Genomic DNA, 20,286 nt, shown 5'->3' on the forward strand with positions numbered 1-20,286 from the left:
TCTTCAGGCAGGTGACAAGACGTCACCCGGTTGTTCCTTCGCGCAGGGAACTACCCTGGTCCGGTGCGTGACAAAACCCAAGTGAATTCCAGCGCGCCCGGTGACGGTCTGGTCCGTGCGGGTGCCATCGTCTTCTTCGTCGGTGCCGTGGCCACACTGGTCACAGTGGCCCCGTTGTTCCTCGGTACGACGCCCTTTCCGACGTACATGTTCGGACTGAGCATGCTCATGGCCGTCGGATTCGTGGTGGCGGGCGCGGGAGTACTGCGTTCCGTCGCGGAGGGACGGCGGCGGGCCCGGGCGGGACAGATTTCCGGTCAGTCGCCGCGGTAACGGGCCGAAAACCACTGCGGGAATTCCGTCAGGCCGGTGAGGACCACATCCGCGCCGGCCTCACGGAGCGCTTCCGTGCCGTACGGGCCCGTCGCGACGGCGACGGACAGCGCGTCGGCGGTCCGCGCGCCGCGGATGTCGCCCAGGTGGTCGCCGACGTAGACGGTGGCGCCGTGCTCGCGCAGCGCCAGCGCCTTCTGCTCGGCCCACAGGTCGCCGATGACCGCGTCCGGCTCGATGCCGAGGTGGGCGAGGTGCAGTTTGGCGTTGGGCTCGTACTTGGCGGTGACGACGATCGCGCGCCCGCCGGCCTCGCGTACGGCGGCTATCGCCTCGCGGGCGCCGGGGAGGGCGGGGGTGGGGGTGATGGCGTACGCCGGGTAGAGCTCCCGGTACAGGTCCGCCATCTCGTCGATCCGCTCGGCCGGGAACCAGTTGATCAGCTCGTCCGCGAGCGGGGGGCCGAGGCGGCTGACGGCGAGGTCGGCGTCGATGTACGCGCCGGTGCGGTCCGCCAGGGCGAGGTAGCAGGCGCGGATGCCGGGGCGGGAGTCGATGAGGGTCATGTCCAGGTCGAAGCCGACGGTGGGCGCGGTGCGGATGGCCATACCGGCCATTGTCACCCACCCCCTCCCGCAGCTGCGGGCAGCCGCCCCCTCCCCCGCAGCCGCGGGCAGTCGTGCCGCTGGGGCGGCACGGGTGGGCGCAGCGGCACCCAGCCAGCGCCGCCGGCACCGCCCCCCGGGCAGCCGGCCCCTCCCCCGCAGCTGCGGGCAGTCGTGCCGCTGGGGCGGCACGGGTGGGCGCAGCGGCACCTGGCCAGCGCCGTGAGCGTTCGCCCGGCCCGGGGAGTTGATCGCCCCCGCCGCCCCTTCCCGTTCCCGTCCCCCGGGGGCGCTGCCCCCGGACCCCCGCTCCTCAAACGCCGGAGGGGCTGAGAGACCGGAGGGGGTGAGAATCGCCGGGGCTAAAGGAGGGGCTGGGGTCAGCGGTCGCGTTGGGAGCGCCAGATCAGGAATGCCGCCGTCGCCAGTGCCGCCGCGCGGATGACCCACGGCCATGTTTCCGCCATCGCCGCGTTCATCTGGCCCTCGGGGATGTCCGCGCCCCAGCGGCCCCGGGTCCGTCCCCAGAGCCACACCCCGCCGCCCGCGAGGGCCAGGCCGGGGATGACGGCCACCGCCCATTTGATCTCGGCCCGGGTCAGGCGCCGGGAGGCGTAGACGATGAGCCAGCCCAGCACCAGCGCCCGCCAGTCGATCACGATCCCGACGATCAGCAGCACGGCCGCGAGCAGCAGCAGCGGGTTGCTCCAGCGTCTGGAGGGGAGGCGCAGCAGGCGGCGGCGTGGGGAGGCGGTGGGTTCCTCCTCGGCGGCAGGGACCGGGGCGTCCTGCTTCGCGGCCGGGGGCTGCTTCAGGAGTTCGGGGATCTCGACACCGCCGACGAAACCCGGCACCTCGTCGCCGGCCCCGAACGGACTGCTGTCCACCCGCCACCAGTCGGGCTGTGCCGAACTGTCCCCGAGTTCGTCCGTCCCGGCCCGGTGCGGCGGCGACGGAACGTCGACCGGGCGAGGCCGCGGCTCCCGCTTCTCCCGCTGCACCGGCACCGCGGCGGCCTGCGGCGCGGGCTCGTCCCCCGACGTGGGCTCCGCCGCCGACACGACCTCCGTCGGCGTGCCGAGGCGGGTGATGATGCGGCGGACCGCCGCGGGCGAGTCGACCACCGCCTTCGCCCTGCGCCGGTCGATCTCGTCACGCAGTTCGGCGACCAGCCGCATCCGCGCCGCCGACGGCAACTGCCGCTGCTGGGCCACGTCGCCGACGCGGCCCAGATACTCGTAGACGACCTGGTCGCTCTCGATTCCCACGATGTCCCCTCCGGGACGGATGCGCCTCGACACCGTCGCCCGACGTTACCAACTCCCGGCACGCCACGGACGTATCCACCCGCTAACGTGAGGCGGATGAGCACCGAGGAGAAGCCCGCGGCGGCCCCCCGATCCCTCGCCGAGGCACTCCGGGGGCGGGACGACGCGGCCCTGGCGGCGCTGCTGCGCAGCCGGCCGGACCTCATCACGCCCGTGCCCACCGACCTCACCCAGCTCGCCACCCGCGCCGGCACCCGCGCCTCGGTCGTCCGGGCGCTGGAGCGGCTGGACCGGTTCACGCTGCAGACGGCGCAGGCGCTGGCCGTGGCCGGGGAGCCGGCGTCGTACGAGGAGCTGCTCGGGCTGATGGCGGGTGACGACGGCGACCCGGTGATCGCCGCCGCGCTGCCGCGCGCGCTCGGGGTGCTGCGCGAGCAGGCGCTGGTGTGGGGCGGCGACGACCGGCTGCGGCTGGTCCGCACCGCCCGCGAGCTGCTGTCGCCGTCGCCGCAGCATCCGTCGCCGACCGGGCTGGGCCCGACGGTGCGGGAGGCGACGGCGGGGATGTCGCCGGGGCGGATCCAGGAGCTCGTGGCGACGGCGGGGCTGGCGTCCACGCACGACTCGGTGTCCGCGGTGACGGCGCTGTCCGCCCTGTTCAGCGACCCTGAGCGGATGTCCGCGCTGCTCGACGAGGCGCCGGCCGAGTCGGTGGCGGTGCTGGAACGGCTGGTGTGGGGGCCGCCGTACGGGCAGGTGACGGCCGATCCGGCGGCCCGGCTGCGCTGGCTGCTGGACCGGGGGCTGCTGCTGCCGACGGCGCCGGGGACGGTGGTCCTGCCGCGTGAGGTGGCGCTGCGGCTGCGGGCGGGGCGGGCGCACCGGGCGCCGGAGCCGTCGCCGCCGCCGGTGGAGGCCGCCGCCACGCACCGTCCGCAGGTGGTGGACGCGACGGCGGCCGGGCAGGCGTACACGGCGCTGGCGACCGTCGAGGAGCTGCTGAAGGACTGGCACGAGGGCGGGCCCGCGGTGCTGCGGGCGGGCGGCCTGAGCGTGCGGGATCTGAAGCGGACGGCGGTCGCCCTGGACACGTCGGAGCCGTTGGCCGCGTTCTGGGTCGAACTCGCCTACGCGGCCGGGCTGATGGCGTCCGACGGGGAGGCCGACGAGCGGTACGCGGCGACGCCGGCGTACGACGAGTGGCTCGAGGAGCCGGCGGCCGGGCGGTGGGCGCGGCTGGCCGGGGCGTGGCTGGCGGCGACCCGGACGGCGGGGCTGGTGGGCGGACGGGACGCGAAGGACCGCACGCTGTCGGCGCTGGGTCCGGGCCTGGACCGTTCGGCGGCCCCGGAGGTACGGCACCGGGTGCTGACGCTGCTGGCCGGTCTGCCGGAGGGGGCCTCCCCGTCCACCGAGTCGGTCCTGGCCCGGCTGAGCTGGGAGCGGCCGCCGAGGGACGGTGACGAACTGCGGGCGCGGATCGCGCGGTGGACGCTCACCGAGGCGGAGATGCTCGGGGTGACCGGGCGGGGCGCGCTGTCCGCGCAGGGGCGGGCGCTGATCGGGGCGCCCCCTGCCCGGCGTACGGAGGCGGCGCCCGAGGGGCCGGGCGACAAGCTGCCCGTGCACCACCGGCCGGCCCCGCCGGCGCACGCGCTCTCCCCCGCCGAGCGGGGCGCGGCCGGTGCGGCCGCCGCCCGGCTGCTGGCGCCGCTGCTGCCCGAACCGCTGGACCACGTGCTGCTGCAGGCCGATCTGACGGCGGTGGCGCCGGGCCCGCTGGAGCGGCCGCTCGCGGACATGCTGGGGGTTCTCGCGGACGTGGAGTCGAAGGGTGGCGCGACCGTCTACCGGTTCACGCCCGGTTCGGTACGGCGTGCCCTGGACGCCGGCCGAGCCGCCTCCGACCTGCATGCCTTCCTCGCCGCGCACTCCCGTACGCCGGTGCCGCAGCCGCTGGCGTATCTCATCGACGACGTCGCCCGCAGGCACGGGCATCTGCGGGTGGGGGCCGCGTCGGCGTATGTGCGCTGCGACGACGACGCCGTGCTCAGCGAGATCCTCGCCGACAGGCGGGCGGCGGGGCTGGGGCTGCGGCGGCTGGCTCCGACGGTGCTGGCGGCGCGGGCCGATCCCGCGGGGCTGCTGGAGGGGCTGCGGGCGATGGGGTTCGCGCCGGCCGCCGAGTCGGCGGAGGGCGACGTGGTGATCGCCCGCGCCGACGCCCACCGCACACCGCCGCGCACCCCTCCCGCGCCGGTCCCGGACGGGCCGCCGGTGCCCGACGACACCCTGCTCACGGCGGCGCTGCGCGCCATCCGCGCCGGTGACCTCGCCTCCACCGCGCCGCGCAAACCGTCCGGCGGGGAGGGCCCCGGCGGGGAGCTGCCCCGTACGTCCGCGGCGGAGACGCTGGCCACCATGCAGGCCGCCGTGCTCACGGGCGAGGCGCTGTGGATCGGCTACGTCAACGCCGAGGGCGGCGCCAGCCAGCGCGTCATCGCCCCGGTGCGGGTCGAGGGCGGCTTCGTCACGGTGTACGACCACACGGCGGACGAGGTACGGACGTATCCGCTGCACCGGATCACGGGGGTCGCGGAGCTGGCGGACGACGGGGGCTGACCCCGTCCGGGCGGGCGGCCCGGTGAACAACCTCACGCCGCCCGCGCCGAAGCGGTCCGGCCCGCTCGGGACCGCGGGCGCGCGCGATCAGGCAAACTGGACGTTTGGCCGTGCAGTGCCGTGCCGTGCCGAGCCCGTCGCAGAAAGGCAGCCGCGCGTGAATGGTCCGCTCATCGTCCAGTCCGACAAAACCCTGCTTCTCGAGGTCGATCACGAGCAGGCCGACGACTGCCGTCGTGTCATCGCGCCGTTCGCCGAGCTGGAGCGGGCACCCGAGCACATCCACACCTACCGGGTGACCCCGCTCGGCCTGTGGAACGCGCGGGCCGCCGGACACGACGCCGAGCAGGTCGTCGACGCCCTGGTGCAGTACAGCCGCTATCCGGTGCCGCACGCGCTGCTCGTCGACATCGCCGACACCATGGACCGCTACGGCCGGCTCAGCCTGGTCAAGCACCCGGCGCACGGACTCGTCCTCACCAGCACCGACCGGCCCGTGCTGGAGGAGGTGCTGCGCTCCAAGCGGATCGCCCCGCTCGTCGGCGCCCGGATCGACCCGGACACGGTGATCGTGCACCCCTCGGAGCGCGGGCAGATCAAGCAGACGCTGCTGAAGCTGGGCTGGCCGGCCGAGGACCTCGCCGGGTATGTGGACGGTGAGGCGCACCCCATCGAGCTGGTCGAGGACGGCTGGGCGCTGCGCCCGTACCAGAAGCAGGCCGTGGAGAACTTCTGGCACGGCGGCTCCGGTGTGGTCGTCCTGCCGTGCGGCGCGGGCAAGACGCTGGTCGGCGCCGGTTCGATGGCGCAGGCGAAGTCGACGACGCTGATCCTGGTCACCAACACCGTCTCGGCCCGGCAGTGGAAGCACGAACTGGTGAAGCGGACGACGCTGACCGAGGACGAGATCGGCGAGTACAGCGGGACGCGCAAGGAGATCCGTCCCGTCACCATCGCCACCTACCAGGTGCTGACGACGAAGCGGAAGGGTGTCTACCCGCATCTGGAGCTGTTCGACTCCCGGGACTGGGGTCTGATCCTCTACGACGAGGTGCATCTGCTGCCCGCGCCCGTCTTCAAGTTCACCGCCGATCTCCAGGCCCGGCGGCGGCTCGGCCTGACCGCGACCCTCGTGCGGGAGGACGGGCGGGAGTCGGACGTGTTCTCGCTGATCGGCCCGAAGCGGTTCGACGCTCCGTGGAAGGAGATCGAGGCGCAGGGCTACATCGCCCCGGCCGACTGTGTGGAGGTCCGGGTCAGCCTCACCGACTCGGAGCGGCTGGCGTACGCGACGGCCGAGCAGGAGGAGAAGTACCGCTTCTGTTCGACGACGGCGACCAAGCAGAAGGTGACGGAGGCGATCGTCCGGCGGTTCGCGGGGCAGCAGATCCTCGTCATCGGGCAGTACATCGACCAGCTGGACGAGCTGGGCGAGCATCTGGACGCGCCGGTGATCAAGGGCGAGACGTCGAACGCCCAGCGGGAGAAGCTGTTCGACGCGTTCCGGCAGGGCGAGATCAGCGTGCTCGTGGTGTCCAAGGTCGCGAACTTCTCCATCGACCTGCCGGAGGCGACGGTCGCCGTCCAGGTGTCGGGCACCTTCGGGTCCCGGCAGGAGGAGGCGCAGCGGCTCGGCCGGGTGCTGCGGCCGAAGGCGGACGGGCACAAGGCCCACTTCTACTCCGTGGTCGCCCGGGACACCATCGACCAGGACTTCGCGGCGCACCGCCAGCGGTTCCTGGCGGAGCAGGGGTACGCCTACCGGATCATGGACGCGGACGAGCTGCTGACGGACGGCTGAGGGGTCATCCGGCGGGCAGGTTGAACGTCATCACGAGGACGACCAGCGAGGGCAGCAGGGACAGGCCCGCCAGCCAGATCCGCGGAACGGACCAGCGGCGCCTCCACGGCAGCAGCCAGGAGGCGAGCCAGGCGGCGGCCGCGAGGAGCTGGCCGTAGAACAGGGTTCCGTAGATCACGCGGAGGGCGGTCTCCAGGGCCTGCGAGCAGTCGTCGGGGCCGCAGCTGTCCGTGGCCATGACGGACATCGTGCCGAACAGCCAGGCCAGGGGGACCAGTACCGCTCCGAGCACGGTCACGAGCAGGGGCGCCAACCAGGCGCGGGGGTCCTGCTCGGTCCGGTACGGGAGGTGCTGGCTCATACGGCCAGTGAAGCGGGCCGGCGGCGGCCGGCGCACCGGTGCGGGTACTCAACCGGGGGCGTGCGTGTACTCAGACGAGGGCGGCGCACTCCGTGCCGGAGTGCGCCGCCCTCGTCGTGGGGGTTACCGCTTGGGGTCCTGCTGGAACTTGGCGGTGGCCCAGAAGTAGCCGAGGACCGCGAGGCCCACGCACCAGGCCACGGCCAGCCAGCCGTTGTGGCCGATCTCCGTGCCGAGCAGCAGCCCGCGCAGGGTCTCGATGGCGGGGGTGAAGGGCTGGTACTCGGCGACGGGCCGGAACCAGCCCGGCATCCCGTCGACCGGGACGAAGGCGCTGGACAGCAGCGGGAGCAGGATCAGCGGCAGCGCGTTGTTGCTGGCTGCTTCGGCGTTCGGGCTGATCAGGCCCATGCCGACGGCGATCCAGGTGAGCGCCAGGGCGAACAGGACGAGCAGTCCGAACGCCGCGAGCCACTCCAGGGCGGTGGCGTCCGTGGAGCGGAAGCCGATGGCGACGCCGACGGCGCCGACGAGGATCACGCTGGCGACCGACTGCAGCACGCTGCCGATGACGTGTCCGACGAGCACGGAGCCCCGGTGGATCGCCATGGTGCGGAAGCGGGCGATGATGCCCTCGTTCATGTCCATGGAGACGGAGACGGCGGTGCCGATCGTGGTGGAGCCGATGGTCATCAGCAGCAGGCCCGGCACGATGTAGGCGATGTAGGCGGACCGGCCGCCCGCCCCGTCACCGAGGCCGGCGCTCATCACGTCGCCGAAGATGTAGACGAAGAGCAGGAGCAGCATGACCGGCGTGAGCAGCAGGTTCAGGGTGAGCGACGGGTAGCGCCGGGCGTGCAGGAGATTGCGGCGCAGCATCGTGGACGAGTCGCGCACGGCGAGGGCGAGGTTGCTCATCGGACGGCCTCCTTGGGCTGGGCGGGGACGGCGGCGCCGCCGGTCAGGGCGAAGAAGACGTCGTCGAGGTCGGGGGTGTGCACGGTCAGTTCGTCCGCCTCCACGCCGGCGGAGTCGAGGGCGTCGAGGACGGCTCGCAGTTCGCGCTGGCTGCCGTCGCCGGGGATCCGCAGGGTGAGGGCGTCGTCGTCCCGCGTGACCTCGCGCAGGGCGGAGGCGGCCTTCCGGTACGCGGCCGGGTCGGTGAAGCGGAGCCGGACGTGTCCGCCGGGGACGATCCGCTTGAGCTCGTCGGCGGTGCCCTCGGCGGCGATCGTGCCGTCGTGCAGTACGGCGATGCGGTGGGCGAGTTCGTCGGCCTCCTCCAGGTACTGGGTGGTGAGGAAGACGGTGACGCCGCCCGTGACCAGTTCCCGGATGATCTGCCACATGGTGTGACGGGAGCGGGGGTCGAGGCCGGTGGTCGGCTCGTCGAGGAAGATGATCCGCGGGCCGCCGACCAGGGTCATGGCGATGTCGAGGCGGCGCTTCATACCGCCGGAGTAGGTGGATGCGGGCTTGCTCGCGGCCTCCGCCAGGTCGAACCGCTCCAGCAGTTCGGCGCTCACCCGCCTGCCCTCCCGCTTGGAGAGGTGGTGCAGGTCCGCCATCAGGAGCATGTTCTCCTCGCCGGTGATCAGTCCGTCGACGGCGGAGAACTGGCCGGTGACGCCGATCGTGGCGCGTACGGCCTGGGGGTCGGCGGCGAGGTCGTGCCCGCCGACCCGCAGTTCACCGGCGTCCGCGGTGACGAGCGTGGAGAGGATCTTGACGACGGTGGTCTTGCCCGCGCCGTTCGGGCCGAGCAGGGAGAAGATCGTGCCTTCGGGGACGGCCAGGTCGATGCCGTCGAGCACGGCCTTGTCGCCGTATGACTTGCGCAGCCCGTTCGCCGCGATGGCCAAGCCGGTCATGGGAGTTCTCCTTCGGAGGGTCACAGGCTGCGGGCGGTGATGTCGCCGTAGGCGGTGGTCGCGTGCACGGTCAGGTCGGCGGTGCCGGTGTTCTCGAGCGCGTTGTGGACCCGGCCGTGGCCGGTGCCGGTGTCGAGGGCGGCGGAGACTCCGCGGGCGGCGCCGACGGAGATGTCGCCGTGCTCGGTGCGCAGGGTGACCGTGCCGCGTACGGCCTCGGTGACGTGGATGTCGCCCTTCTGGGTGCTGATCTCCGCCGGGCCGGCCAGCCGGCCGACCGTGACGTCGCCGGCGAGGACGGCGAGGCGGGCGCTCGCCGCCTCGTCGACCTTGACCGGACCGAGCGCGCCCTCGAAGGCGATGTCGCCGAGCCGGCCGACGCCCCGGAACTCGGCGCCGCCGGTCTTCGCCTCGACGTGGGAGCCGGTGGGCAGCCGGACGGTGATCTCGACGGATCCGGACGGGCCGAGGAGCTGGTTCTTCGCGGGCGGTCCCCCGATCCGCAGGACTCCTCCGCCGTACTCGACCCTGGTGCGCTCCGCCGCCTTGGTGTCGCGGCTCTTCGTGGCGTCCACGGGCAGGACCTCGACGACGGTGTCGGCCCGGTCGGCGGCGATGAGGCGGATACGGCCGGCGGGGATGTCGAGGGTGACCGAGACGGGGGTGGGGGTGTCGAATCGCATGGTGCGCTCCCTTGAGGTGCCGTTGTTTCTGACACCGGAAACGCTACGTTGCGTTCATGATGAGAGCAACGTATTCATTGCATAGGAAAGTTGTTCTTGCAGCTCACGGCAGCAATATCGTTGCAACAGTTCAAAAGGCAACGCAACACGCCAGGCGCATACGTTGCAATGGATTGAGAATGAACGCTATGCTGGCGGCTTCACGCACCCTGAAGGAGACCGCGTTGCCCGGAGGCAGGCTCACTCAGCAGGAACGTCAGCAGATCGCCCTGGGACTGGCCGACGGGCTCGCCTACGCGGAGATCGCCCGGCGTCTCGACCGCCCGACCTCGACGGTCACGCGGGAGGTGATGCGCAACGGCGGCCCCACCGCCTACCGGGCGGACCTCGCCCACCGCGCCACCGAACGCCGGGCGCACCGGCGCAGGCAGTCGGCACCCCGCGGCGCGAAGGCGCCGGTGGAGCGGCACGGACGTGACCCGGAGGCCGTGCGGGAGTACGAGGAGACGCTCACCACCGTCTTCATAGCGTCGGGCACGCCCAAGATGATGGCCAGGGTCATGGCCTGTCTGACCCTCACCGACAGCGGGAGCCTCACCGCCGCCGAACTCGCCCAGCGCCTCGATGTCAGCCCGGCGTCGGTCTCCAAGGCGGTCGCGTTCCTGGAGGGCCAGGGGCTCATCCGCCGGGAACGCCGGGAAGGACGCCGTGAGCGCTACGTCGTCGACGACGACATCTGGCACCAGTCGATGATGGCCAGCGCCCTGTCCACCGCCCAGGTCGCCGAGACCTCACGGCAGGGCGTCGACGTCATGGGGCGGGGCACACCGGCCGCGACACGGCTGGAGAACGTCGCCCGCTACCTCGACTTCATCTCGGAGGCGATCACCCGCGCGGCCGAGCAGGCCCGCGAGGTCCTGCACACCAAGCCGGAGGTCCCGGACACCGAACAGCTCTAGCGGGGGGTGCCGCCTACCTGCGGCGGACGCCCGCCGCCTCGCCGTACTCGCCGAGCAGGACCACGTCGAAGGCGGCGCCGAAGAACACCTTGACGGCGCGCAGGGCGTCTCCGAGACGGTGCGGATGGCTGCCCTGCACCGGGGTCGCGCCGGCCGGGCGGGCCGGCGGTGTGGGGTGGATGGTTGCTGCGCTCATGTATCCATGGTCGCGCTTCGGCCCCGGTACGGGCATCGGTCCAGGGGACCGATTCCCGGTCCCCCCGGGTACGCCTGCGGAACGACCCGTAGCCCTCAGGCAGGACGGGCCGTCCCCTAGGGGAACGGCCCGAGCCCCGGTGGTGCCGCGATCGCTCCGGGCGGATCAGCGGCCGATGGTGTCGAGCTCGGCGACGTCCCTCTCGGACAGGGTGATGCCCGCGCCGGTGATGTTCTCCCGCAGATGTGCCACCGACGAGGTCCCGGGGATCAGCAGGATGTTGGGCGACCGCTGCAGCAGCCACGCCAGGGCGACGGACATGGGACGGGTCCCGAGCCGGTCGGCCACGGCGGACAGCGCCGCGGACTGCAGGGGGCTGAAGCCGCCGAGCGGGAAGAACGGCACGTACGCGATGCCCTGTTCGGCGAGGCGGTCGACCAGGTCGTCGTCGTGGCGGACGGCGAGGTTGTAGAGGTTCTGGACGCAGACGAACGGGGCGATGGTCTGCGCCTCGGCGATCTGACCGGCGGTCGCGTTGCTCAGGCCGAGATGCCGGATCAGGCCCTGCCGCTGGAGCTCGACGAGGGTCTCGTACGCCGTGGCGAGCGAGCCGGGCTGCGGGCCCTCGGCGTCGCCGAGCCGCAGATTGACGAGGTCCAGCCGCTCGACACCGAGGTTCTCGAGGTTGCCGTGGACGGCCCGCCGCAGGTCGTCCGGCTCCCGGGCCGTGGGCCAGCCGCCCTGCTCGTCGCGCACCGCGCCCACCTTGGTCACGATGTGCAGCGCGTCCGGGTAGGGGTGCAACGCCTCGTGGATCAGCCGGTTGGTGACGTGCGGCCCGTAGGCGTCGGCGGTGTCGATGTGGGTGATGCCGAGACGTACGGCTTCGCGCAGGACCGCGAGCGCGCCTTCGTGATCGGCCGGAGGCCCCATGACGCCGGGGCCGGTCAGCCGCATGGCCCCGTAGCCGAAGCGGGCGACGGTCAGATCGCCCATCGTCCAGGTGCCGCCGGGGAGGGATGTGGTCGAAGTGCTCATGACCCCACCGTCCACGCCACCGGTCTCCCGGCCCAGGTCCCTGGTGATCCTGGGAGTGACAGGGACAGGGACGAGCGGCCCCGCGCGCCTACGATGGAGCGCATGCCTGAGGAGAATCTGCTCGGCGACTACCTCCGGGCGCGCCGCGAACTGGTGACACCCGAGGACTTCGGACTGCCGGCCCACGGAATCCGGCGGGTACCGGGGCTGCGCCGTGAGGAAGTCGCGATGCTCGCCGGCATCAGCTCCGACTACTACCTGCGGCTCGAGCAGGGCCGTGACCGCAACCCGTCGGCGCAGGTCCTCGACGCGCTGGCCCGGGTGCTCCGGCTCGACGACACCGCCACGGGCTACCTCCACCAGCTCACCGCGCCGCGCCCCCGCACCCACCGCCGGTTCCCACGGCCGGCCGTACCGCCGGCCACGACACAGCTGATCGAGGCGATGGGCCTGCCGGCCTTCGTCACGGACAGGTCCCTCGACGTCATCGCGGCCAACCCGCTCGCCACCGCGCTGGCCCCGAGCATCCGCGTGGGGGAGAACCGGCTCCGGTCGTTCTTCCTCGACCCCGCCGAGCAGGCCCTGCACACGGACTGGGCCGACACGGCGTCCCGGTGCGTCGCCGCCTTCCGCCGGCGGCTCGGGTCGGATGTCGACGACCCGCGGGTGGTCCAGCTCGTCGGCGAACTCTCCCTGGCCAGCGAGGAGTTCCGGCAGGTATGGGCACGTCACGATGTGCGGCCGCTGGGCACCGGGCCGATCGGGATGAACCATCCGCAGGTCGGCGAGCTCAACCTCACCATGTCCAAACTGGACGTCGACGGCCCCGACGGCATCATGCTCGCGGTCTACCACGCCGAGCCGGGGACCGGGGACGCCGAGCGGCTCGCGCTGCTTGCCTCGCTGACCACGGGACCGGCGCGACGGACGGCGGACGCGCCCGGCGTGCGGACGGCGGACGGGCCGCCCCGCGCCGACTGAGCGGCGCGGCCACAAGCCCGGTCCATCCCGTCCGGCGCGGAAACCGTTTGGACCGTGCCGGTCCCGCGTCCTAGAATCTCCGCTCTTGCCCGCCTCCCCTCATGGAGCGCCGCCGTCCGGACGGAAACCGGACGGTATGTCCGCAGCATCCTCAGCCGCAGCTCCCCCGGAGGCACCCCCTTGTCCGCGTCCACCCCGGCAGACGGGCCCGTAGACGGTCCGGCGAACACCCTCACGGACGACCCGCTGGCCCGCGAGCGCTCCCACCTCGCCGCGTCCCGTTCCGCACTGCGCGGCATGCGCGAGGACGTCGAGGCCCTCGACATCAGCGACGTCACCGCGAACTGGGTCAACGCGGCCGTACTCGGGCATCAGATCGAGGAACGGATCAAGGCGCTGGCCGACCTCAGCGACACCCCGCTGTTCTTCGGCCGCCTCGACTATCTGCACGCTCCCGGCGCGGCACAGGCCGAAGGTGCCGAGGGGGAGCGCGAGCGCTTCTACATCGGGCGCCGGCATGTGCACGACGCGGACGGCGATCCGATGGTGATCGACTGGCGTGCGCCGGTGTCGCAGCCGTTCTACCGGGCGTCCAAGAAGGACCCGCTGGACATCGGGCTGCGCCGCCGCTTCGGCTACACGGGCGGTGACCTCACCGCGTACGAGGACGAGCACCTCTCCGACCCGGCCGAGGCAGCGACCACGAGCAAGCTGCTCCAGCGGGAGATCGAGCGTCCGCGTGTCGGCCCGATGCGGGACATCGTCGCCACGATCCAGCCCGAGCAGGACGAGATCGTACGGTCGGGGCTGTCCGGCAGCGTGTGCGTGCAGGGAGGTCCGGGGACCGGGAAGACGGCCGTCGGTCTGCACCGGGTGGCCTATCTCCTCTACGCCCACCGTGACCGGCTGGCCCGCACGGGCACTCTGGTCGTCGGGCCGAACCGTTCGTTCCTGCACTACATCGAGCAGGTGCTGCCCGCGCTGGGCGAGCTGGCGGTGGCGCAGGCCACGGTGGACGACCTGGTGGCGCATGTCGAGGTGCGCGGAACGGACGACGCGCCGGCGGCGGTGGTCAAGGGCGACGCCCGGATGGCTCAGGTGCTGCGCAGGGCCCTGTACGCCCACGTCACGATGCCCACCGAGCCGGTCGTCGTCGTACGCGGTTCACGCCGCTGGCGGGTTCCGGCGTACGAACTGGAGGAGCTCGTCCGGCAGTTGCTCGACCGCGACATCCGCTACGGCGCCGCCCGCGACGCCCTCCCGCAGCGCGTCGCGCATGCCGTGCTGGTGCAGATGGAGCGGGCCGGGGAGGCGCCGGACGACCGGGTGCAGGACGCGGTGGCCCGCAACAGCGCGGTGAAGGCGGCGGTGAAGACGGTCTGGCCGGCCGTCGACCCGGCGAAACTGGTGCTGCGGCTGCTGGGCGACCCGGAGTTCCTGGCCGAGCACGCGGAGGGGCTACTCGACGAGCAGGAGCAGAAGACGATCCTGTGGGCGAAGCCCGCCCGCTCGGTGAAGTCGGTGAAGTGGTCGGCGGCGGACGCGGTGCTGATCGACGAGGCGACGGACCTGATCCAGCGCACGCACTCCCTCGGGCATGTGGTGCTCGACGAGGCGCAGGACCTGTCCCCCATGCAGTACCGGGCGGTGGGCCGGCGCTGCACGACCGGTTCGGCGACCGTCCTCGGCGACCTGGCGCAGGGCACCACCCCGTGGGCGACCCGCAGTTGGGAGGAGGCGCTGACCCACCTGGGCAAACAGGACGCGGTGATCGAGGAGTTGACGGCCGGTTTCCGCGTCCCGACGGACGTGATCACCTACGCCTCCCGGCTCCTCCCGCACATCGCGCCGGGCCTGACGCCGGTCGCGTCCATCCGTGAGAACCCGGGCTTCTTCGAGGTCCGCGGGGCCGGGGGGACGTACGACGTGCTCGCCGCGTGCCGCGAACTCCTGTGCAACGAGGGCTCGGTGGCCCTGATCGCGGCGGACACCCGCATCCCGGAACTGGCGAAGGCACTGACGGCGGCGGGCATCACCTACATCGCCCCCGGCGAGGAGACGACCCTGTCGGACCGTCTCACCCTGGTCCCGGCCTCCCTGGCCAAGGGCCTGGAGTACGACTACGTGGTCCTAGACGAACCCCGAGCCCTGGTCGACGCCGAACCCGACGAACGCACCGGCCTACGCCGCCTCTACGTCTCCCTGACCCGAGCGGTCTCCGGCCTGATCGTCACACACAACAACCCCCTGCCCAACCAACTGACGTAACCGCGAACTCCCCGCAATCCGCGAGCACTCCCCGCACTCCGCAGGCACGCCCCGCATTCTGCGGGCAATCGTGCCGCAGGGCGGCACGGGTGGGCGCGACGGCACCCCGCAAGCGCCGGGCCGCGCGAACACCCCCCGCCCCACCTCGTCACCCCTACGCGGAGCAGCCCGCGCCGGGCCGCGCGAACACCCCCCGCCCAGCCACGAACCCCGCCGGACAGGAGCCCCGCTCACAACCCCAGCACGCACCGCCACTCCGCGACGGCGTCCGCCGACACCGGCCCGCCCCACCCCCCGGGACGGGCCGCTCCACCGATGTGGAACGCGTCGATCCCCGCATCCAGCAACCCCGGCACATGCTCCAGCCGCAGCCCACCCCCCACCAGCAGCTGCTGCTCATATCCGGGCTCCCCCCGCCGCCCCGCCTCCGCGAGCAACGTCGGCAGACCCGCGTCCACCCCGCCCGCCGCCCCGGCCGTGAGGTACGTGTCCAGGCCGGGGAAGTCCGCGAGCTGCTTGCGCAGGGCATCCCGGTCGGCGGCCCGGTCGACCGCCCGGTGGAACGTCCACCGGCACCCCTCCAGCTCGCCCGCGACCCGCTCCACCGCCCCCAGGTCCACCCCGCCGTCCGGCCCGAGGAACCCGAGCACGAACTCCTCCGCCCCGGCCTCACGCATCGCGCGCGCCGCGCCGGCCAGCCGTTCGACGTCGCCCGCCGCGAACCCGTCCGCCAGCCGCAGCATCACCCGCACCGGAATGTCCACGGCCGCACGGATGCCCACGACCGTGGACACGGCAGGCGTCAGCCCGTCCGCCGCCATGTCAGTGACCAGCTCGAGGCGGTCCGCACCTCCGGCCTGGGCGGCGACCGCGTCCTCGACGTCGAGGGCGATCACCTCCAGGACTGCACGCTTGCTCATGGGACCCCATTCGTCGGGCTCGGGCGGCTTCGGACAGAACAGGTCTGTCCACTACAGGTCTAGTCCAATCCCAGACTACGCCCGCCCCCCGCACCGCAGCTTCCCCGACCCCGCGGTCAGCCCCCGAAGATGTTCAGCTCCGCCGCCTCGACCCCGGCCAGCTCGTACGCGGCCCCGTCCACCGAACGGCCCGCGTACAGCCGTACGAGCGTCGGCCCGTCACCGATGTAGCGCGCCGGGGGCCGCTCCCCGGAGTGGTCGCCGAACCGCAGCGGCTCGTCGGCGTCGTCGAGGTCGGCGTGCAGCGGCGGACGCCCGTTCCGGCCGGTCACCTGCCCCAGCAGGGCGAGCGCGTACGGCAGCCCCGCGCCCGCGTACGCCCCAGGCTCCCCGAGCGCGTCCCGTACATCCCCGGCGTGCACCCACTCACCCAGCGCGAGCCCGTCCAGCGCCCCGCCCGCCCCGGCGATCAGCGGCCCGGCCTCGGTCATCCCGTGCTCCAGCTCGTCGATGACCCGGGCGTTCGTCCACCCGGCCCGCTCGGCGATGTCCCGCTCATTGCTCTCGGGCGAGAACACCCCGTCCTCGTACCGCCGCTCCAGGACCCGGGCGAACGCCGCCGAACAGTGCGCCAGCACATCCCGCACGCTCCACCCCGGACACGCCGGGACCGGCAGCGCGAAGTCCTCCTCGGGCCTCCCCCGCAGCAGCGGGATCAGCGCGTCCCGCTCGACGGCCAGCAACCGGCCGGGCAACTCGGGGTCTCGTACGTTGCGCACATCCGCAGGAGTCGTCATGCCGCCCACGCTAGTGGCGGACGGCACCGGGTGAGGAGAATGGGAGCATGGCCGACACCGACGCCCTGCGTTCCCGTTTCGTCCGCGCTCTGGAAGGGGCCCGCGGGCCCGGGGGCGGGCCGGATCCGCTGCCGTACGCCGACCACCTCATCAGCCGCTGGCAGGAGCCCCAGCGCCACTACCACACGCTCACCCACCTCACCGCCGTCCTCGACCACATCGACGCGCTCGCGGAACACGCGGACGACCCGGACGCCGTACGGCTGGCCGCCTGGTTCCACGACGCCGTGTACCTGCCGGACCGGTCGGAGAACGAGGAACGCTCCGCCCGCCTCGCCGAGCGCGCCCTCCCCGAGGCCGGGGTGTCCGCGGAGAGGACCGCCGAGGTGGCCCGGCTGGTGCGGCTCACCGTCACGCACGATCCGGCCGACGACGACCGGGACGGTCAGGTGCTGTGCGACGCCGACCTGGCGGTCCTCGCCGCGCCCCCGTCGTCGTACGCCGCCTACACCGCGGCCGTCCGCGAGGAGTACCACTTCGTGCCGAACGACGCGTTCCGGGCGGGCCGCGCCGACGTACTGCGCCAACTCCTCGCCCTCCCCCGCCTGTTCCGTACGCCGTACGGGCGGGAGCACTGGGAGGCCACGGCCCGCTACAACATGCGCGGCGAGCTGGAAATGCTGTCGACCCCGGCGGTGCCGCCCGCCTAGCCTGCCGGGCATGCATGACTTCGGAGCGGTACAGGTGGAGGAAGCCGTCGCGGACTGCGTGGCGGTGCTGGGGGCGGTCACCGACCGGGACTGGAGGCAGGTGAGGGCCGGGCGGCTGGAGTGGGACTGCCGCAGGACGGTGGCGCACATCGCGAGCGATCTCATCGCGTACGCGGGACAGATCGCCGGGCGCACGCAGGACGCGTACACGCCCTTCGAGATCAACCTCGACGGCCGGGAGGGCGGCATGGACCCCGCCGACAACGCCGGCTGTCTCCAGGTGGTCACCGCGACCGGCGCCCTGCTCGCCGCCGCCGTCCGCACCACCCCGCGCGCGGTCCGCGCCTTCCACCCGTTCCCCTTCCGGCACGCGAGCCGGGAGGGGTTCGCCGCGATGGGCGTGGCCGAGGTGCTGCTGCACACGCACGACATCGCCGAGGGCATGGGCGTCGCCCACACACCCCGGGACGAGCTGGCGTCCTTCGTGCTCACCCGGATCTTCCCGCACGTGAAACCGGGCCCCACCCCGTGGGAGACCCTGCTGTGGGCCACCGGGCGCGGCGATCTGCCGGGCCGGGAGCCCGTCACCCGCTGGCACTGGACCAACAACCCGGTGCTGCGGTCCGAGCGGCTCCTGCTGGAGGGCGTCACCCCCGCGGCCGCGGCCGAACTGGCCCTCGCCGGCGACGGCGGCCACGACTGGGTGGACTCGGGCCCGTTCGAGGGCACGCGCGAGGGCGCCGGGATGCTGGTGAAGCAGTACGAGGAAGGCGTCTTCGACCCCGAGTGGGCCATGTACGTCCTGGTCCGGCGCGAGGACGACCGCGCGGTGGGCGCGATGGGCTTCCACGGCGCCCCGGACGACGACGGCGGCGTGGAGATCGGCTACGACCTCTCCGTGGACGCCCGCGGCAACGGCTACGCCACCGAGGCGCTGCGCACCCTGTCGGCGTGGGCGCTCGACCAGGACGGCGTACGGAAGGTCGGCGCCGTCGTCGACGAGGGGAACGTGCCCTCGCAGAAGGTGGTCACCCGGGCCGGATTCACCGAGGTGTCCCGGCAGGAGGGGCAGATCTCCTACGAACTCCGCGGCTGAGCCGCGCCCTTGCGGCGCCGCAGCCCCGCCCCGTGCAGCAGCCGCACCACCTCGCGGCTGCTGACCTCGACCGCCCCGGCGTGCACCGCGTCGGCGTAGCGGAGCTGGGGGATGTCGTAGTGGTCGCGTTCGAAGGCGCGGCGGGGGACGCCCATGCGGTCGGCGAAGGCGTGCAGTTCGTCGTAGGAGAGGTCGCTGACGAGGTGGGACCAGAGCCGTCCGTGGCCCGGCCAGGTGGGCGGGTCGATGTACACGGTCACGAGGCGTCCGCCCCGCCCAGCCCGCCGACCGCGGCGACCTTCACGCCCGCCTTGTGGCACACCCAGTGCGGCTCGGGGCCGAGTTCCGGCTCGACCTCCAGCGCGTGCGGGTCGCCGGTGCCGCACACCGGGCACAGCGGCCAGCGCCCGTACCGCTCCAGCAGGGCGTCCTGTACGTCCTGGGCGACCAGACCGGCGAGGAAGCCCACGCCGTCCGGCCACTGCTCCACCCACCAGCGCCGGTGCGTGACGGACTCCTCGACCAGGGACACCACGTCCGCCTCGGCGACCTCGCGCGCGACCAGATCCGCGAGCACGAGGGCGCGCGCGGCGTGCAAGGCTTGTTCCAGGGGGCTGACCGGGTGAGGTCCGGGGGCGCCGGGTTCGCCATGGGGGTCCATGCCCCTATTGTGCGCACTCTTGACCGGACGACCGTGCCGAAAATATCTTTCATGATGTGACCCGTGATGTGAAGGAAATTTTCGGGAGCGGTGCGGCCACGCCCCCCGCCCCTCCCGCGCCCGCCGCCCTGGCGGCGAAGGTCCGTACGCTGGCTCCGTCGATGACCCGTTCCATGCAGCGGGTCGCCGAGGCCGTCGCCGACGACCCGGCCGGCTGCGCGGCCCTCACGGTCACCGGACTCGCCGAGCTCACCGGCACCAGCGAGGCCACCGTCGTACGCACGGCCCGGCTGCTCGGCTATCCCGGCTACCGGGATCTGCGCCTGGCCCTGGCCGGGCTCGCCGCCCAGCAGCAGTCGGGGCGCGCGCCCGCCATCACCACGGACATCGCGGTGGACGACCCGATAGCCGACGTGGTGGCCAAGCTCGCCTACGACGAGCAGCAGACCCTGGCGGACACGGCGGCCGGGCTGGACACCGTCCAGCTCGCGGCGGCCGTGACCGCCCTGGTCGGCGCCCGCCGCACGGATGTGTACGGCGTCGGCGCGTCCGGGCTGGTCGCCCAGGACCTCACGCAGAAGCTGCTGCGGATAGGCCTGCTGGCACACGCCCACAGCGACCCGCACCTCGCCGTCACCAACGCGGTGCAACTGCGGCCGGGCGACGTGGCGATCGCCATCACGCACTCCGGCTCGACCGGCGACGTCATCGAACCGCTCCGGGCGGCGTTCGAGCGCGGGGCGACGACGGTGGCGGTCACCGGCCGCCCGGACGGCCCCGTCACGCAGTACGCCGACCATGTGCTGACCACGTCCACGGCCCGCGAGAGCGAGCTGCGGCCAGCTGCGATGTCGTCCCGTACGGGGCAGTTGCTGGTGGTGGACTGTCTGTTCGTGGGGGTGGCGCAGCAGACGTACGAGGCGGCGGCGCCGGCGCTCGCGGCCTCCTACGAGGCGTTGGCGCACAGGCACCGGGTGCCCCGCAAGAGCCCCTAGGGGCTGGTCTCCCGCTTCGACCGCGGCTGGTTTGGGGCTGGTCGCGCCCACGCGGCGGAGCCGCACACGTCACAGCCCCGCGCCCCTGGGAAACCTTCCCACCCCGAACTGGAAAGTCACC

Annotated in this window: 21 protein-coding genes; 9 read left to right on the top strand and 12 right to left on the bottom strand. The window is 73.1% G+C overall.

Going from position 1 to position 20,286, the window contains the following annotated elements; translation table 11 throughout:
• Positions 1-63 precede the first annotated feature (63 nt).
• Entirely contained in the window at positions 64-333 is a 270-nt protein-coding gene (locus IF28_RS0122300) for a hypothetical protein (protein WP_030223302.1), read from the top strand.
• Here IF28_RS0122300 and IF28_RS0122305 read toward each other — a convergent pair.
• On the bottom strand, positions 318-941 hold the full coding sequence (locus IF28_RS0122305) for an HAD family hydrolase (RefSeq protein ID WP_030223304.1): 624 nt from the start codon (positions 939-941) through the stop codon (positions 318-320). The two genes, IF28_RS0122300 and IF28_RS0122305, sit on opposite strands and share 16 nt — an antisense overlap.
• Before the next feature lie 377 nt (positions 942-1,318).
• On the bottom strand, positions 1,319-2,206 hold the full coding sequence (locus IF28_RS0122310; protein ID WP_030223307.1) for a hypothetical protein: 888 nt from the start codon (positions 2,204-2,206) through the stop codon (positions 1,319-1,321).
• Positions 2,207-2,302: 96 nt separating this feature from the next.
• On the opposite strand from IF28_RS0122310, the gene IF28_RS0122315 reads away from it, so the two are divergent.
• Together IF28_RS0122315 and IF28_RS0122320 are read left to right on the top strand one after the other, a co-directional pair.
• On the top strand, positions 2,303-4,828 hold the full coding sequence (locus IF28_RS0122315) for a helicase-associated domain-containing protein (RefSeq protein WP_030223310.1): 2,526 nt from the start codon (positions 2,303-2,305) through the stop codon (positions 4,826-4,828).
• 157 nt (positions 4,829-4,985) lie between these two features.
• A complete protein-coding gene (locus IF28_RS0122320; RefSeq protein WP_030223313.1) occupies positions 4,986-6,629 on the top strand; it encodes a DNA repair helicase XPB in 1,644 nt (547 codons plus the stop codon).
• Between the two features lie 4 nt (positions 6,630-6,633).
• Here the strand turns inward: IF28_RS0122320 and IF28_RS0122325 are convergent, their stop codons facing one another.
• The 4 genes from IF28_RS0122325 to IF28_RS0122340 all read right to left on the bottom strand — a co-directional run bounded on the left by IF28_RS0122325 (position 6,634) and on the right by IF28_RS0122340 (position 9,544).
• The gene (locus IF28_RS0122325) at positions 6,634-6,990 is read right to left on the bottom strand and encodes a hypothetical protein (RefSeq protein WP_051713832.1); all 357 of its coding nucleotides are present in this window, start codon (positions 6,988-6,990) and stop codon (positions 6,634-6,636) included.
• A gap of 123 nt (positions 6,991-7,113) precedes the next feature.
• Complete coding sequence (locus IF28_RS0122330; RefSeq protein WP_030223318.1) at positions 7,114-7,908, bottom strand: ABC transporter permease; 795 nt, start codon at positions 7,906-7,908, stop codon at positions 7,114-7,116.
• Positions 7,905-8,861 (bottom strand): ATP-binding cassette domain-containing protein, encoded by a 957-nt coding sequence (locus IF28_RS0122335; protein ID WP_030223321.1) that lies wholly within the window; start codon positions 8,859-8,861, stop codon positions 7,905-7,907. Before IF28_RS0122335 ends, IF28_RS0122330 begins: the two co-directional genes overlap by 4 nt.
• A 20-nt stretch (positions 8,862-8,881) precedes the next feature.
• Complete coding sequence (locus IF28_RS0122340) at positions 8,882-9,544, bottom strand: DUF4097 family beta strand repeat-containing protein (protein ID WP_030223322.1); 663 nt, start codon at positions 9,542-9,544, stop codon at positions 8,882-8,884.
• Between the two features lie 224 nt (positions 9,545-9,768).
• Here IF28_RS0122340 and IF28_RS0122345 point away from each other — a divergent pair, with 224 nt between their 5' ends.
• Positions 9,769-10,503: a helix-turn-helix domain-containing protein gene (locus IF28_RS0122345; protein ID WP_030223326.1), complete on the top strand. Its 735-nt coding sequence runs from the start codon at positions 9,769-9,771 to the stop codon at positions 10,501-10,503.
• 13 nt (positions 10,504-10,516) lie between these two features.
• Here IF28_RS0122345 and IF28_RS0122350 read toward each other — a convergent pair whose 3' ends face one another.
• Both IF28_RS0122350 and IF28_RS0122355 read right to left on the bottom strand, forming a co-directional pair.
• Complete coding sequence (locus tag IF28_RS0122350; RefSeq protein WP_030223330.1) at positions 10,517-10,699, bottom strand: hypothetical protein; 183 nt, start codon at positions 10,697-10,699, stop codon at positions 10,517-10,519.
• 165 nt (positions 10,700-10,864) lie between these two features.
• Positions 10,865-11,737 carry an aldo/keto reductase family oxidoreductase gene (locus IF28_RS0122355; RefSeq protein WP_030223331.1) on the bottom strand — a complete coding sequence of 291 codons (873 nt, stop codon included), beginning with the start codon at positions 11,735-11,737 and terminating at the stop codon, positions 10,865-10,867.
• Positions 11,738-11,830: 93 nt separating this feature from the next.
• Between IF28_RS0122355 and IF28_RS0122360 the strand changes: the two genes are divergently transcribed.
• The gene (locus tag IF28_RS0122360; RefSeq protein ID WP_030223333.1) at positions 11,831-12,718 is read left to right on the top strand and encodes a helix-turn-helix domain-containing protein; all 888 of its coding nucleotides are present in this window, start codon (positions 11,831-11,833) and stop codon (positions 12,716-12,718) included.
• A 180-nt stretch (positions 12,719-12,898) separates the two neighbouring features.
• Complete coding sequence (locus tag IF28_RS0122365) at positions 12,899-14,986, top strand: HelD family protein (protein WP_030223335.1); 2,088 nt, start codon at positions 12,899-12,901, stop codon at positions 14,984-14,986.
• A 230-nt stretch (positions 14,987-15,216) separates the two neighbouring features.
• Here the strand turns inward: IF28_RS0122365 and IF28_RS0122370 are convergent, their stop codons facing one another.
• Positions 15,217-15,906, bottom strand: a complete 690-nt coding sequence (locus IF28_RS0122370; RefSeq protein ID WP_030223337.1) for a copper homeostasis protein CutC — start codon at positions 15,904-15,906, stop codon at positions 15,217-15,219.
• A gap of 116 nt (positions 15,907-16,022) precedes the next feature.
• The gene (locus IF28_RS0122375) at positions 16,023-16,703 is read right to left on the bottom strand and encodes a maleylpyruvate isomerase family mycothiol-dependent enzyme (RefSeq protein WP_030223338.1); all 681 of its coding nucleotides are present in this window, start codon (positions 16,701-16,703) and stop codon (positions 16,023-16,025) included.
• A 47-nt stretch (positions 16,704-16,750) separates the two neighbouring features.
• Between IF28_RS0122375 and IF28_RS0122380 the strand changes: the two genes are divergently transcribed.
• The gene (locus IF28_RS0122380) at positions 16,751-17,413 is read left to right on the top strand and encodes a hypothetical protein (protein ID WP_030223340.1); all 663 of its coding nucleotides are present in this window, start codon (positions 16,751-16,753) and stop codon (positions 17,411-17,413) included.
• A 10-nt stretch (positions 17,414-17,423) separates the two neighbouring features.
• Positions 17,424-18,509 (top strand): GNAT family N-acetyltransferase, encoded by a 1,086-nt coding sequence (locus tag IF28_RS0122385; RefSeq protein ID WP_234325322.1) that lies wholly within the window; start codon positions 17,424-17,426, stop codon positions 18,507-18,509.
• On the opposite strand, the gene IF28_RS0122390 is transcribed toward IF28_RS0122385, so the two are convergent.
• Together IF28_RS0122390 and IF28_RS0122395 are read right to left on the bottom strand one after the other, a co-directional pair.
• Positions 18,491-18,769: a DUF4031 domain-containing protein gene (locus tag IF28_RS0122390; RefSeq protein ID WP_030223342.1), complete on the bottom strand. Its 279-nt coding sequence runs from the start codon at positions 18,767-18,769 to the stop codon at positions 18,491-18,493. The genes IF28_RS0122385 and IF28_RS0122390 overlap by 19 nt on opposite strands.
• Positions 18,766-19,170, bottom strand: a complete 405-nt coding sequence (locus IF28_RS0122395) for a hypothetical protein (RefSeq protein WP_037893770.1) — start codon at positions 19,168-19,170, stop codon at positions 18,766-18,768. Before IF28_RS0122395 ends, IF28_RS0122390 begins: the two co-directional genes overlap by 4 nt.
• 56 nt (positions 19,171-19,226) lie before the next feature.
• Here IF28_RS0122395 and IF28_RS0122405 point away from each other — a divergent pair, with 56 nt between their 5' ends.
• The gene (locus IF28_RS0122405; RefSeq protein WP_030223349.1) at positions 19,227-20,165 is read left to right on the top strand and encodes a MurR/RpiR family transcriptional regulator; all 939 of its coding nucleotides are present in this window, start codon (positions 19,227-19,229) and stop codon (positions 20,163-20,165) included.
• The last annotated feature ends 121 nt before the right edge of the window (positions 20,166-20,286 follow it).

The organism is Streptomyces sp. NRRL WC-3626, from assembly GCF_000718785.1.
In the GTDB taxonomy this organism is placed as follows: Bacteria; Actinomycetota; Actinomycetes; order Streptomycetales; family Streptomycetaceae; genus Streptomyces; species Streptomyces edwardsiae.

What these genes read in the sequence shown, in the direction of transcription:
- IF28_RS0122305 (WP_030223304.1), bottom strand. Translation starts at nt 941, where the DNA reads ATGGCCATCCGCACCGCGCCCACCGTCGGCTTCGACCTGGACATGACC.
- IF28_RS0122315 (WP_030223310.1), top strand. Translation starts at nt 2,303, where the DNA reads ATGAGCACCGAGGAGAAGCCCGCGGCGGCCCCCCGATCCCTCGCCGAG.
- IF28_RS0122325 (WP_051713832.1), bottom strand. Translation starts at nt 6,990, where the DNA reads ATGAGCCAGCACCTCCCGTACCGGACCGAGCAGGACCCCCGCGCCTGG.
- IF28_RS0122330 (WP_030223318.1), bottom strand. Translation starts at nt 7,908, where the DNA reads ATGAGCAACCTCGCCCTCGCCGTGCGCGACTCGTCCACGATGCTGCGC.
- IF28_RS0122335 (WP_030223321.1), bottom strand. Translation starts at nt 8,861, where the DNA reads ATGACCGGCTTGGCCATCGCGGCGAACGGGCTGCGCAAGTCATACGGC.
- IF28_RS0122340 (WP_030223322.1), bottom strand. Translation starts at nt 9,544, where the DNA reads ATGCGATTCGACACCCCCACCCCCGTCTCGGTCACCCTCGACATCCCC.
- IF28_RS0122350 (WP_030223330.1), bottom strand. Translation starts at nt 10,699, where the DNA reads ATGAGCGCAGCAACCATCCACCCCACACCGCCGGCCCGCCCGGCCGGC.
- IF28_RS0122355 (WP_030223331.1), bottom strand. Translation starts at nt 11,737, where the DNA reads ATGAGCACTTCGACCACATCCCTCCCCGGCGGCACCTGGACGATGGGC.
- IF28_RS0122360 (WP_030223333.1), top strand. Translation starts at nt 11,831, where the DNA reads ATGGAGCGCATGCCTGAGGAGAATCTGCTCGGCGACTACCTCCGGGCG.
- IF28_RS0122370 (WP_030223337.1), bottom strand. Translation starts at nt 15,906, where the DNA reads ATGAGCAAGCGTGCAGTCCTGGAGGTGATCGCCCTCGACGTCGAGGAC.
- IF28_RS0122375 (WP_030223338.1), bottom strand. Translation starts at nt 16,703, where the DNA reads ATGACGACTCCTGCGGATGTGCGCAACGTACGAGACCCCGAGTTGCCC.
- IF28_RS0122380 (WP_030223340.1), top strand. Translation starts at nt 16,751, where the DNA reads ATGGCCGACACCGACGCCCTGCGTTCCCGTTTCGTCCGCGCTCTGGAA.
- IF28_RS0122385 (WP_234325322.1), top strand. Translation starts at nt 17,424, where the DNA reads ATGCATGACTTCGGAGCGGTACAGGTGGAGGAAGCCGTCGCGGACTGC.
- IF28_RS0122395 (WP_037893770.1), bottom strand. Translation starts at nt 19,170, where the DNA reads ATGGACCCCCATGGCGAACCCGGCGCCCCCGGACCTCACCCGGTCAGC.